The 13,560-nt window shown below is 52.9% G+C and carries 9 protein-coding genes; 6 read left to right on the top strand and 3 right to left on the bottom strand.

The window, feature by feature from the left end:
* Window positions 1-14 precede the first annotated feature (14 nt).
* On the bottom strand, window positions 15-4,859 hold the full coding sequence (locus tag IBX50_RS04300) for an NAD-glutamate dehydrogenase (protein ID WP_292253643.1): 4,845 nt from the start codon (window positions 4,857-4,859) through the stop codon (window positions 15-17).
* Window positions 4,860-5,013: 154 nt separating this feature from the next.
* On the opposite strand from IBX50_RS04300, the gene IBX50_RS04295 reads away from it, so the two are divergent.
* The 6 genes from IBX50_RS04295 to IBX50_RS04270 all read left to right on the top strand — a co-directional run bounded on the left by IBX50_RS04295 (window position 5,014) and on the right by IBX50_RS04270 (window position 11,266).
* Window positions 5,014-5,973 (top strand): MoxR family ATPase, encoded by a 960-nt coding sequence (locus tag IBX50_RS04295; RefSeq protein ID WP_292253642.1) that lies wholly within the window; start codon window positions 5,014-5,016, stop codon window positions 5,971-5,973.
* Window positions 5,970-6,851 carry a DUF58 domain-containing protein gene (locus tag IBX50_RS04290; RefSeq protein ID WP_292253640.1) on the top strand — a complete coding sequence of 294 codons (882 nt, stop codon included), beginning with the start codon at window positions 5,970-5,972 and terminating at the stop codon, window positions 6,849-6,851. Before IBX50_RS04295 ends, IBX50_RS04290 begins: the two co-directional genes overlap by 4 nt.
* A gap of 87 nt (window positions 6,852-6,938) precedes the next feature.
* The gene (locus IBX50_RS04285) at window positions 6,939-7,424 is read left to right on the top strand and encodes a DUF4381 domain-containing protein (RefSeq protein WP_292253638.1); all 486 of its coding nucleotides are present in this window, start codon (window positions 6,939-6,941) and stop codon (window positions 7,422-7,424) included.
* Window positions 7,403-8,353: a VWA domain-containing protein gene (locus IBX50_RS04280; RefSeq protein WP_292253636.1), complete on the top strand. Its 951-nt coding sequence runs from the start codon at window positions 7,403-7,405 to the stop codon at window positions 8,351-8,353. Before IBX50_RS04285 ends, IBX50_RS04280 begins: the two co-directional genes overlap by 22 nt.
* Window positions 8,346-9,911 (top strand): hypothetical protein, encoded by a 1,566-nt coding sequence (locus IBX50_RS04275; RefSeq protein ID WP_292253635.1) that lies wholly within the window; start codon window positions 8,346-8,348, stop codon window positions 9,909-9,911. The genes IBX50_RS04280 and IBX50_RS04275 overlap by 8 nt, the downstream gene beginning before the upstream one ends.
* Window positions 9,908-11,266: a hypothetical protein gene (locus IBX50_RS04270; protein WP_292253634.1), complete on the top strand. Its 1,359-nt coding sequence runs from the start codon at window positions 9,908-9,910 to the stop codon at window positions 11,264-11,266. Before IBX50_RS04275 ends, IBX50_RS04270 begins: the two co-directional genes overlap by 4 nt.
* 4 nt (window positions 11,267-11,270) lie before the next feature.
* On the opposite strand, the gene trmA is transcribed toward IBX50_RS04270, so the two are convergent.
* A complete protein-coding gene (trmA, locus tag IBX50_RS04265; RefSeq protein WP_292253633.1) occupies window positions 11,271-12,389 on the bottom strand; it encodes a tRNA (uridine(54)-C5)-methyltransferase TrmA in 1,119 nt (372 codons plus the stop codon).
* A 17-nt stretch (window positions 12,390-12,406) separates the two neighbouring features.
* On the bottom strand, window positions 12,407-13,261 hold the full coding sequence (gene murI, locus IBX50_RS04260) for a glutamate racemase (RefSeq protein ID WP_292253632.1): 855 nt from the start codon (window positions 13,259-13,261) through the stop codon (window positions 12,407-12,409).
* Window positions 13,262-13,560 lie beyond the last annotated feature (299 nt).

Here is a 13,560-nt window from a genome sequence, read left to right as displayed (position 1 = left end):
TAAAGATTCGGAGTTTACTCCGATTCACGCATTGAAAGAACTGCCAACTGCCGCATGGCCACTGCAAATAGTGGATAGCCTACATTGCTGCCACCCCGTACCTGATGCAGCAGTTCATTCCAGCGTTCAGTCTGGCTGCTAAAATGGCTTTGCCATTGCTCCATTCTAATCTGTAAGTCCGCTGCACCATCTTCCAGTGTCAGCAGGCTGACGGTCAGTATCCGGTGACGATCATCCAGTTCATCCCGATAGGCTTCACGCGCCATGGCTTCCCAGCTGTCGTGTACCGTCAATTCGGTAATCTGCTGTTTTAACCAGGGCAGCTGCAGGTTCTGACCGAGCAGGAAGTAGGCTTCCGTCACCTGTGCCAGATTCTGCTGGGTGTCTCTTTCTGCCTGAATAATGTTCAGTGCTGAATAGAGGTGCCCAATACCAGCCAGACGTTCGGCCAACTCTTCCGGTACACCACCGGAAATCAGCTGATCACGGCGGATATCCCACTGCTGGCGTTCATCACCACTCAGCCGTTGGGCAATCTGTTCAGCAATCAGCTGTACTCTGGGTGCAAAGTGATCCACGGCTTCACGGGCGGTGAGTCCGGTAAAGCGGTTACGGATAAACCAGCGGGTGGCACGGCGCATCATACGGATCAAATCGTGCATCAGCTGCAACTGCAGGCTGGCATCCACACGATTATCCAGTCCTTCAATGGCATTCCAGATGCTGACCAGATCAAAAACATCACGGCTAACGGCATAACCCCGCACGATATCCGGCACGCTGAGCCCGGCGGTATCACGCAGGCGGTGCACAAAGGTGATACCCATGTGATCCACCAGCTCATTCACCAGCATGGTGGTGATGAGTTCACGTTTCAGCCGGTGTTGTTGCAAGGGTTCGGCATAACGCTGCAGGATGGCTTCTGGGAAGGCGCGTTTGATGGCTTGGCTCAGCCAGAGATCTTCCGGTACTTCAGAGGCCAGCACTTCGTTTTTGATGTCGGCCTTGGCATAAGCAATCAGCACGGAAAGTTCCGGACGGGTCAGTCCGGTTTGTTCTGCTTCACGCTCTTGCAGACTGGCATCATCCGGCAGGTATTCCAATGCCCGGTTGAGTTTGCCTTCTTCTTCCAGTGTGGATATCAGGCGGCGGTAGTGTCCAAGGCCGTGATAACTGTCGAGCTGGGCAATCGCCAGTGCTTGTGCCTGGGAGTAGTTATCCCGCAGCACCAGTTCCGCCACTTCATCGGTCATCTGCTCCAGCAGTTCATCCCGCTGTTTCAGGGTCAGGTCACCGGCCTGCATCACCTGTTGCAGCAGGATTTTGATGTTGACCTCGTGATCGGAGCAGTTCACCCCACCGGCATTGTCGATGAAGTCAGTATTAACACGTACACCAGCACGTGCCGCTTCCATCCGACCCTTTTGAGTGAAACCCAGGTTGCCACCTTCACCAATCACACGGCAGCGCAGTTGATGACCATCAATGCGTAACACATCGTTGGCCTTGTCTCCGGCATCGGCATGGGTTTCATCCCGTCCTTTAACATAGGTGCCGATACCGCCGTTCCAGATCAGATCCAGCGGTGCCTGCAACAGGGCAGAAATTAATTCAGCGGGTGTCAGGCGATCTGCAGTGATGGCAAAACGCTCTTTCATCTGCGGGGTGAGGATGATGCTTTTGGCTTCGCGGGAGAAAATACCACCGCCTTCTGAAATCAATTCAGCTTTGTAGTCATCCCAGCCGGAACGCGGCAGCGCAAACAAGCGCTGACGCTCTTTAAAGCTTTTTTCAGCATCGGGGTTCGGATCAATAAAGATGTGTTTGTGGTTAAAGGCAGCGGTCAGCAGGATGTGTTCAGACAACAACAGGCCGTTGCCAAACACATCACCACTCATGTCACCTATGCCCAGTACCGTGAACTCTTCTTTTTGTACATCCAGTCCCAGCTCACGGAAGTGACGCTGCACACTGACCCAGGCACCACGAGCAGTGATGCCCATTTTTTTGTGGTCATAACCGGCGCTGCCGCCAGAGGCAAAAGCATCACCCAGCCAGAAGCTGTATTCCGCCGAGATGGCGTTGGCAATATCTGAGAAGGTGGCGGTGCCCTTGTCAGCAGCCACCACCAGATAGGTGTCATCTTCATCCAGACGCACCACCTGCGGCGGTGGAACCACTTCACCCTGAATCAGGTTGTCGGTGACATCCAGCAGTGAACGGATGAAGGTCTGATAACAGGCAATACCCTCAGCCATGAAGGTTTCCCGATCAGGGTTATCCGGCATCTGTTTGCAGATAAAACCACCCTTGGCACCGACGGGTACAATCACGGCATTTTTCACCTGCTGGGCTTTAACCAGCCCCAGTACTTCGGTGCGGAAGTCTTCATGGCGATCCGACCAGCGCAGGCCGCCACGCGCCACCTTGCCGTAACGCAGGTGTACCCCTTCAATCCGTGGTGAGTAGACAAAAATCTCAAAGCGCGGACGCGGCTGTGGAATGTCGTTGATGGCACCGGGGTTGAGCTTGAAGCTGATCGCCGGTTTTGGATTGCCGGATTCATCCAACTGGTAATAGTTGGTACGCAGGGTGGCCTGAATCAGTTCCAGATAACGGCGCAGGATACGGTCTTCAGTCAGGCTGGAAACCTTTTCCATGGCCTGTTCAATCTGACTGATGCACTGGTTGCAGGCCGCATCAGAACGGGCGGTATCCGGGTTAAAACGCAGATCAAAGAGTTGCGCCAGTTTGCGGGCAATGTCTGGGTGATTAACCAGGGTGGTGGCGATGTAGTCCTGTGAGAAGGTGGAGCCGATTTGTTTCATGTAGCGGGCATAACCGCGCAGCATGGCCACCTTGCGCCAGTTAAGCCCGGCTGCCAGTGTCAGACGATTGAATGCATCACTTTCTGCCTGTCCCAGCCAGGTTTTCAGAAAAGCTTCCTGGAAAATTTCCTTAATCTGCGGCAGATCCAGTCGCTCGGTATTTTTTAAGGCAATAGCCATCGAGAAATCGTGCATCCAGCAGGTTTCATGGTCACGCAGGATTTCGTAAGGGCGTTCGCCCAAGACTTTCAGGCCGAGGTTTTCCAGCACTGGCAGTACATCAGAAAGCAACAGTGGATGCCCTTTCTGAAACAGTTTAAAACGCAGCTGGTCGGCTTCTTCCACGGTGCGATATAGGCTGAGGGCAATCACCTTGCCGTCTTTTAACATCTCAAAGTGATTGATGTCATTAACCGCGTGGCGAGGTGTAAAGTCTTCACAATAGGCGGCAGAAAAACCATCCCGGTACAGGCGGATCAGCTGGTTGGCTTTTTCTTCTCCCTGGCTTTCACTCAGTGCAGCATAGAGGCTGTCGTTCCATGAACGAGTGACCTGGATAATGCGTTGTTCAATCTCCCGCAGATCGTAATCCACCGGCTCATCGGAGCGGAAACGCAGGATGAACTGGGTGCGGCAGAGCACGGATTCGGAGAAGTAGGTGGTGAATTCAATAAACTCAGCATCCAGCGCTTCGCACAGGACTTTCTGGGTTTTCTGGCGCAGTTCCGTGCTGTAGATGTCACGGGGTACATACACCAGCACCGAATAAAGTTTGCCGTAACTGTCTTTACGAATAAAAGCACGCACCTTGCGGCGTTCACGCAGGTTAAAAATGCCCATTGCAGTGGTGGTCAGCTCATCCAGATCGATCTGGAATAGATCATCACGGGGGTAAACATCCAGAATTTGTGACAGCTGGCGGCCATTGTGGGTGATTGCAGGCATGTCTACCCGATCCATCACCGCCTGAATCTTCTGGCGCAATACCGGGATTTCTCTGGGGCTCTGGCTGTACACGGCAGAGGTGTATAAGCCGAGGAAACGCTGTTCACCAATAACACGCCCTTCATCATCAAAGGTTTTGATGCTGATGTAGTCCGGGTGTGCCGGGCGATGAACCCGTGCCGGTGCCGGTGCCTTGGCAAAACTCAGCAGTTCGGGAATCAGGGTGAAAGCATGGCTGGCGGTATTCTGTTCAGAAACACAAACCGAGACGGGGTTTTCAGTCAGCTTCAGCAAACCCAGCTCGGAACCCTTGATCTTGCACAGTTGTTTGCTGCCATCTCTTTCTTCCAGCAGGTATTCGTCATAACCCAGAAAGGTAAAGTGTTTGTCGGCCAACCACTCAAAAAACAGCGCTGCCTCTTGCAAGGCTTCCGGCTGCTGTTTTGCTGCTAGCTTCTTTTGCAGGGTTTTGCTGGCCAGGTGTTGACTGGCTGCCAGCGCCTTGTCCAGCATGGCCGGAAAATCATCCACTGTCATGCGTACTTCGGCCAGCACTTCCAGCAGTTGATCATGCAGCTGATGTAATTCTTTTTCATCACTGATGCGATCCACTTCGATCAGAATCAGGGATTCTGCTCGGCTGCCTTCTTCGGCTGGATGAGTCAGCTGTTGCAATAAACCTTTACTGTTGCGCCGAGTGCCGAGAATGGCATTATGAATGGTGTGTACGGTCAGGTTGCGACGGTTTAATTCCATGCGCAGCGAATCAACCAAAAACGGCATGTCGATGTTCAGTACCTGAATTAAGGTGTGAGATGACTGCCAGCCATCTTTTTCAAAATCAGGATTAAAAACCTGTAAAACCGGGCTGTTTTTTTTGTACTCCTGCAGGAAGTTCCACAGGGAAACGGTGGTGCCATAAAAGGTTTCTTCCGGCCAGAGCGCCAGTTCATCCACCGCAGTATTTTCATATAATTGGCGGGCAAAATTCAGAACCTGTTCACAGGTGGCTTCCGGCAGGTGTTTGGCAAGTGGGGTTTTCAGTGTTCCGATCAATTCCAGTAAAGCAGTTTGCATTTTTTGCATGGTGGCTCCTGAGTCCTGTTTTTTTATGCCAATGTACCAGCTGTTACAATCAGACTCCTGATTTTCTTTAGAATCAAGTGTCCATGCTAGCACCGCATGTGGGATGCTGTTATTACAATACGGATTAACTATTACTGAGGATAGACCAGAGCTGATGAGTGTCCATGCCCGTTTTATACAACTTCACCAACAGCTGGGTCGGCGGGTTATTGGTCAGCAGCAGCTGATTGAACGTCTGCTGGTGGCACTGCTGGCTGATGGGCACCTGCTGGTGGAAGGTGCTCCCGGTCTGGCAAAAACCCGTGCGGTTCAGTCGCTGGCCAGCCAGTTGGATGTTTCTTTTCAGCGGATTCAGTTCACCCCAGATCTGTTACCGGCTGATTTGACCGGTACTGAGATTTTTCACCCTCAGACCGGGGAGTTCAGTTTCCGCCCCGGCCCGGTGTTCAGCCATTTTGTATTGGCGGATGAAATCAACCGTGCACCGGCCAAGGTGCAATCGGCTTTGCTGGAGGCAATGGGTGAGCGTCAGGTCAGTGTGGGTGGCAAAACCCGCCCCCTGCCAGATGTGTTTATGGTGATGGCAACCCAGAACCCATTGGAACAGGAGGGCACCTATCCTTTGCCGGAAGCTCAGCTGGATCGTTTTCTGATGCACGTCTGGGTCAGTTATCCGGCAGCGGAAGAAGAACTGGCAATTTTACGGCTGGTGCGTAATGAACAACCCGGCACATCACAACCCGAAGGGATGAACCTGCCCCGCAGCAGTATTCTGGAAGCACGGATTGCTGCACAACAGGTGTATCTGGCAGAACCACTGGAGCGATATATTGTGGATCTGGTACAGGCCACTCGCCATGCCGGACGTTATGATGCTCAGTTGGGGCGTTATATCCGGCTGGGTGCCAGCCCGCGTGCTTCGCTGGCGCTGGATCGCTGCTCGCGGGCGCTGGCCTGGTTAAAAGGACGGCAGGAAGTGCTGCCGGAGGACATACAACAGCTGGCACCGGATATCCTGCGGCATCGCTTGTTGCTCAGTTATGAAGCGGATGCGGAAGGTATCCGCGCAGATGCGGTGATTCAACGGTTGTTGTCACTGGTGGCGGTGGCGTGATTGCAGCGGTGCAGTTGAGTGTTTCTTTGCAGGAGTTGCAGGGTTTGCGTTCTGCTGCCCGGCAGTTGCGACTGGGGCGTTTGTTACAGAAAAATCGCTCGGCAGCGGTGGGACGAACCGGCCCCCAGGTGGGTCGAGGGCTGGAATTTCGCGAAGTACGCAGTTATCAGCCGGGTGATGATCCGCGTTATCTGGACTGGAAGGTCACGGCTCGCAGAGGCCAGCCCTATACCCGTGTTTTTCACGAAGAACACCAGCGCCCGGTGATGTTGTTTGTGGATCTGGCTTCGCAACTGCAGTTTGGTCAGGCGGGCAGCAAAGCGGTATTAGCGGCAAAACTGGCCGGTGTACTGGGTTGGTCTGCGCTGCATGAAAAAGACCAGATTGGCGGCTGGATAGAAACTGATGAACAGAGTTTCTGGCACCCCCCCCTTTCCACAACAACTGCTTTTAGTCCTTTTTTAGCACGGTTGGCATCCTGCACCCAAGCACTGGGAGAGTTAAACCCCCGTCCGGCAGGTCAACTGGATGCTGCGCTGGATGACTTTGCCCGGCGTTTACCTCGTGACAGCCTGGTGGTGTTGATCAGTGATTTTGTGGGCTGGAATCAGCCTCGTTTACTGCAGCGGCTGGCGACTCATTTTCCTTTGCAGGTGTTGCATTTGACTGATCCGCTGGATCAGCAACTGCCGAGTCAGGGTGGGTCGGTGTTGCTGGATGGGCAAGTCATACCCATGACTCAGGCCTTGCGTGATAGCTGGGCGGTAGCTTTTACCGAGCGCTGCCGCCAGTTGCAATCAGCCTTGGGTTATCGCGGCAGTTATCGGCAGTTGAGTACCACAGCAGCCCAAAATTGGTTGCAGGAGTTAATGCAGTGAAATTGTTACCCTGATACAACAGGAATCTTTTATTAAAACCAGTAGAATACGATGCTTACCCGCAGGGATAGAAGATAAAATCCATCTATGAATCTTGAAGAATTGAAACAACGTGCTGCGCATCTGGTTGAACCCTATGCACCCTCAGTCTGGCCTCCGGAGCCTTGGGTGTGGGCTGTGCTGGCCGGACTGATTGCCCTGCTACTACTGGTATTCATCTTGCGCTGGTATCGCAGCAATCACGTGCGGCGTTATGCCTATCGTGAGCTGGAAGCCATTCAAGCCCGGTTTTATGAAAGTGGGGATGCCCCGCGTTATCTTTATGAAGTGAATCTACTGCTGCGACGTATTGCAGTTCGTAACTTTCAACGCGACAAGGTAGCGGTGCTGACCGGAGAAGACTGGCTGGATTTTCTCGACTGGAGCCGGGGTCGCAAGCGTGGCACCGATCCGGGTTTTCGTGAAGGCAGTGGCAAGGTACTGGCCTGGGGTGCTTACAAGGCCGAGCCGCAGCACTTTGATGCTGACAAATTAAAACTGCTGGTTCGGGCGTGGATACATCGGCAAACCTGATCCTCGCCTGGCCCTGGGCACTATTGCTGCTCGGGTTGCCCTGGCTGTTGCGCTGGTGGTTACAACGGCTGACGTTATCGCGTGAGTCCACATCAAGGGTTGCAGCCCTGCGTTTGCCTTTGCAGGTGCTGCCCGACTCTGAATCCTCTCCTCCAATTCTTGTTTCCCGTTACCGTCCGGGCTGGCGCAGTCTGCTCTGGTTATTACTGATGCTGGCGCTGGCACGTCCGGAATGGCAGCAGGATGAAATTGAATTTCCTCATCAGAGCCGTCAGCTGATGCTGGTGGTAGATATTTCCGGCAGCATGAATGAGCTGATGCAGGGTCGCACCCGACTGGATCAGGTCAAACAGGTGGTGCGCTCTTTTCTGGCTGAACGTCCGGATGATCGGGTGGGGCTGGTGGTCTTTGGTGGTCAGTCTTATCTTTATGTGCCTAAAACACTGGATCATGCACTGTTATTACACCAGTTACAGGGAATGCAACCCGGTATGGCCGGTTCCGGCACTGCCATCGGGGATGCGCTCGGACTGGCAATTCGCAGTCTGCGCCAGTCCGAGGGTGAAAGTGCCATTCTGCTGCTGACCGATGGTGCCAATAATGCCGGACAACTGACCCCGGCTGAATCCCTTGCCATGGCAAAAAACTCCGGTATACGGACTCATCTGGTGGTGGTGGATCTTAATCCTGATCCCGAGATAAGCCGTGCCATTCGGCAAACCGGTGGTGAGGTGTTCAGTGCTTTTTCACGTCGTGAATTGGAACAGGTGTATGCCCAGATCAATCGACTGGAACCTGTTACCCGTATGGAGCGTTTTACACCTGCCACACCCTTGATGCACTGGTTGTTACTGGCAGCACTGCTGCTCTTGATGGGGGTGGCGTGGCAGCAGAGGCATGGTAAAAAAGGAGCAGACCGGCATGATTGATCTGACAACCTGGCTGGCTCGCCCTTATTTGCTGTTGTTGGCGCCATTAATTTACTGGCTGATCCGGCAGTTGTTGTTAAAACCCTCAAAACAGCAGGACTGGTATCAGCTACTGCCGGAAGGGCTGGCACAAAGGCTGATCAGCCCTGCCTCCAAAACAAGTGCCACAAGCCGCCATCGTTTGTCATTACAACAACTGGCCGTTTTGTTAACACTGCTGTTCAGCCTGGCATTGGCCGGTGTGGGTTACACCCTTAAGATTGATCAGCTACCGGTTGCTCTGCAGGAACTGGTGATTATTCAGCAGTTATCCCCTCCAGAGCGCGGCCAGTCGGCCTCTTTTCAGCAACTCGAAACCAGTCAGCGTCTGGTGATTCCGCTGTTGAATGGACGAACTTCCGGGCAGACTGCCCTGATTTATTATGCAGGCAGTGCTCACTTAGCCAGCCCGATGACGGATGATCACACCACTCTGCGACAGTTGTTCAGCCTGACCCATCCTTCAGTGATGCCCTTAGCAGGGCAGGCAGCAGAAGACGCTTTTCGTCTGGCGGCCAGCACCGGTCGTCTTGCTGAAGGTGACATGGCTGGGCAATTACACTGGTTGTGGTTAACCAATCAGGTACCGGACGAAGCCGGATTGCAGCGACTACTGCGCCTGTTACCAGCTAAAGCAGAACTGCATTGGGTACTGCTGGATACCCCAATGCAACGCATTATTGAGCTTAGAGACAAACTGCAGGATACCCGGCTGCACCTTTTGCATCCTGAAGAAGCTGCCCGCTGGTTGCCTCAATTGAATACAAGTGATTCGGGCTGGATGTTAAAAGAAGCAGATCAATTGTTATTTCAGGAGCTGGGGCATTGGCTGTTATTGCCCGGCGTTTTATTGCTGCTCTGGCGGCACATCAGACAATTGCAGGTGTTTTTCTTGTTGGTGGGTGTTGGTTGGTTGTTGAGTGATCCATTACAGGCTGCTGGCTGGCAGAATCTGGATCGGCAGGCGTGGCGAGCCTTGCAGCGAGGTGATGCAAAACTTGCCCTGCAGCAGGCTCAACGTCCGGATCTGATTGCCCATGCCTTGTTTCAACTAGAACAATACCCCGCAGCAGCAGAGGCTTTTGAACTCACTCTGCAGTTGCCTTTGCCGGATGATCCAAAAAAACAGGCTGGTGTTTTTTTTAACAGCGGAACCGCCTGGCTATTTGCCGGGAATATTAACAAAGCTAAGAATTATCTGGAGCAGGCCAGTGCCCTGCAACCTGATTGGTTGGATGCCTGTAAAAATCTGCAATTAACGCTGGCGATTGAGCGCGGAGAACCCTTGCCGGATGAGCAGCAGATACAAGCAACCTGTTCCGGTGCTGATCAGTCATCTGCTGATGCCTCAACAACAGCAGATGAATCCAATGAATGGCGAGCTGACAGGCCCAACCCCTGTGCAGGCTGTGATCCATTGGATGCTGCACAACAACAGCAACTGGAGCAGTTGCAGGAAGACCCCTGGCGTTTGTTGCGCCTGAAGTTCCAGGCTGAGTTAAGAGAACGGCAGCCATGAAAATTCGGGTATTGCTGCTGTTGTTACTGTTACTGCCGATCAGTCAGTTGCAGGCGGTATTGCTAACACTAAGCCAGCCTCGTATTACCGCAGGTGAACAACTGGAGCTGCTGGTGGAAAGCCGCAGCAGTCGTGTCATTGAGCCCCAACTGGAAATTCCCGTATCCTGGCAGGCACACTGGTCTGTGGTGGAGCAAACTCATCAAGTACAACAGACTGCGCGTGGAGATTTTCAACACCGTTGGTTGCTGTTGTTACAGCATCAACAAGCCGACAGTATTACACGCAGGTTGTTGTTGCCTCCGTTGCGAGTGGATAGTCGCCCTTCCCAGGCTTTTGAAGTCTTGCTGGAAGCTGCCCGTCCGCGAGTCAGCTCTGTTGTACCCCCAGCCAGTCGGCCACTGGAAGTGCGTCAGCGGGTGGATTTTAGTGAAGCCTATGTCGGGCAGACACTGATTTATGAATTACTGATCCGTTATCAGGGTTATCCGATAGAACCCCGTCTGAGCCAACTGGACGTTAAAGGGGGTAATGCCCGTGAATGGGGTGATGGACGGGAGCAGGGGTTCAATCAGCGAGGTGTCAGTTGGCAAGAGGCGCGTTGGCATCATTTGATTCAACTGCATGACACTGATGCCGAGATTCTTCCGCGTTATTTCAGTACCCGCCTTAATCTGCCGGGTCAGTCCGACAGTCAGCGGCATGAAGCTGAGGTGGCAGCAGTGAAGCTGAACGTGCGTCCGATACCAACCGAGTGGCCAGCAACGGATGCCTGGTTGCCAGCTTTGGGTGTACAACTCAAGGCAGAGATAGTTGAGTTGCCTCGACGGGTGTATCAAGGCCAGCCACTGGAATTGTTGTTACAACTGGATGTTGTGGGGCAACAAGCGCGTAACTTGCCACAGTTTATGTCATTACAGCACCCCGGATGGCGTATTGAGCGATTAACAGAGGAGCTGCAGGATCGACGGGTGGATGGGTTTCTGGTGGGCAGCCTTAAACAGCGTTTGCTGCTTTATCCTTTGCAGGCAGGAAAAAGCACCTTACCGGAACTGGTACTGCCCTGGTGGGATGTGCGTGAGCATCAAGCAAAAACCAGCCGAGCCACACTGCCCAGCCTGGATGTGTTGCCGGTGAGTCCTGCCAGCAACCCAGCTTTGTTCAGTGTTGATCCAGTGGAGGCAGTTAATCAAACCAGCCAGCAACAGAGCCGCTGGTTCTGGTGGTTACTGCTGCTGGTTGGTGGTGTATTGCTATCAGCAGCGCTCTGGTTCTGGCGTGCCTGGTTGATCAGACAACTGCACAACACATTCAAAAAACCGCCACAAAACCCACTGCCGCCGCTGAATCCCTGATGTGTTAAGCCTGCCTGACCACATAAACCCCGCACTCGGTATGGTGGGTGTAGGGGAACTGGTCAAAAAAAGCCAGACGTTCAATCCGGTGTGTCTTTGTAAGTGTTTGCAGGTTGGCAGCCAGGGTATCCGGGTTGCAGGAGATATAAATAATCCGCTCAAAACGCTGTACCTGTTGCAGGGTGGCATCATCCAGCCCTGCGCGGGGTGGATCAACCAGCACCGTAGAAAAGTCATAATCCTGCAGATTAAATTTGCTGGCTTGTTCTGATTCGGGATTATCCAGCGCAATAGCAAAATCTTCTGCTGCCATACGTTCAATTCTGACATTGGTGATGTTGTTGGCGCTGATGTTGTATTGTGCAGCAGCCACCGAGGTGCGGCTGATTTCAGTGCCCAGCAGGCGGCGGAAATTACCAGCCAGTGCCAGGGTGAAATTGCCGTTACCGCAGTAAAGCTCGACCAGATCACGAGGTGGTGTGTTTTGCTGCGGGCGAGATACATCCTGCGCCCACTCCAGCATACTCTGGCAGATCCAGGGGTTGGGTTGGGTAAAACTGCCTTCCACCTGTTTGTAAATCAGTGGCTGGCCGTTCACCTGCAAGGTTTCCAGTACAAAGTCCTGTGTCAGCACCCGCTTTTGTTTACGCGCCCGACCAATAATCATCACCCCCAGCTGTTGTTGCAGCTGGCGGGCGGCAACTTCCCATTCATCATCCAGCGGTCGGTGATAAATCAGGCTGATCAGGATCTGATCGGACAGGGTGGTAAGAAACTCCACCTGAAACAGCTTGCGGCGCAGCAACGGCTGATCACGGATGGCATCCAGCAGCAGGGGCATCAGCCGATTGATTTCAGTGCCTGCCACCGGGTACTGCTCCATACGGACTAGGGTGCGATCTTTTTTGGGATCTTCACCTACCTCAAACATCACATAAAACAGATTGTTGTCTTCGTGCCAGATGCGAAACTCGGTGCGCAGCCGGTAATGGCTGGGTGGAGAGGCAAACACCTCCAGCTCGGGTGGATTAAACTCAGCAAACTGCAAACGCAGCTGCTCAGCTTTGCTGGCCAGTAGCTGGGGGTAAAGGGAAGGATTCACCTGAGGCAGGGTGGAAGACATAAAATTCTGAAATCTCTTTAAATAGATGGATGATTTAATACTTGCAGGTGATCAAAACCAAAACGCAGCAGGGACTCGGGTAACTGACTGTTTGTATCCAGTGTGGCCGTTAACCAGCAACTGCGCACAAAACTATCCGGACAGCAGGGGTTGGAGTAACCGGCGTTGCTTAGCAGGTGCAACACCCGGCGGGCAATGGCGGCACCTGAGTCAATCCATTGCCAGTGCTGGGCACCGGCTGCTTCGGCCACCCGAACCAGTTGGGGTTGCAGCAGCGGAAAATGGGTACAACCCAATACCACAGTATCCAGTCGTGGTTCAGCCAGCAACGGTTGCAGGATTTCCAGCAACTGGGCATCAGCCACCTCGCCACCAGCCAGATGAATTTCTGCCAGTTGCACCAGCTGATTGCTGCCCACCTTTAATACTTCACAGTCAGCGGCAAACTCATCAATCAACTGTTGGGTGTAGGGGCGGCTGATGGTGCCTTGGGTTGCCAGTAATGCAATATGACCACTGCGAGTCATCAACGCAGCCGGTTTGATGGCAGGTACTACACCCACCACTGGAATGCTGCACAACTCACGTAATTCCGGTAAAGCCACAGTGCTGGCGGTATTACAAGCCACCACCAGTAAACACGGCTGAATTTCGCTGATCAGGCAACGGATCACACTGGCAACACGTTGTTTTAACCAGATATCACTTTTTAAACCATAAGGAAAAGCGGCATTGTCACAGGCATAAACCAGCGGTAGATCCGGCATCCGCTCTCGCAAAGCCTGCACAACCGAAAGCCCACCAACACCTGAGTCAAAAACCAGGATTGGACCGGGTAGTACTTGTGATGTCATGGGGATATTAGCAGGCAAGGTGAATCCAGAAAGCCGAGAAAGCCAGCAGGCATTTTACGCTTAGCACAAATATACCCGCATAATTCACCAGAAAAAAACCAGTCACAGTAGAAACCTTTAATTATCAAGGGGTTAATAAAAATCACCGGTTTTTAGCAATTCACCCAATGGGTGAAGAGCGAATCAAGAGCCAAGCCACCATAAGGCCATTGATTTTTATAGATTTTACCCCTGCTTACCTAGCGCTCTCATGAATAAGGCAGGATATAGGATAACCTGTAATCTTTTTCACTGCCATTAAACACAAAAACCCCCAC

The organism is Marinospirillum sp. (assembly GCF_014859565.1).
The sequence above is the reverse complement of the archived record's forward strand: the minus strand, read 5'-3'. Positions and strand labels throughout refer to the sequence as shown.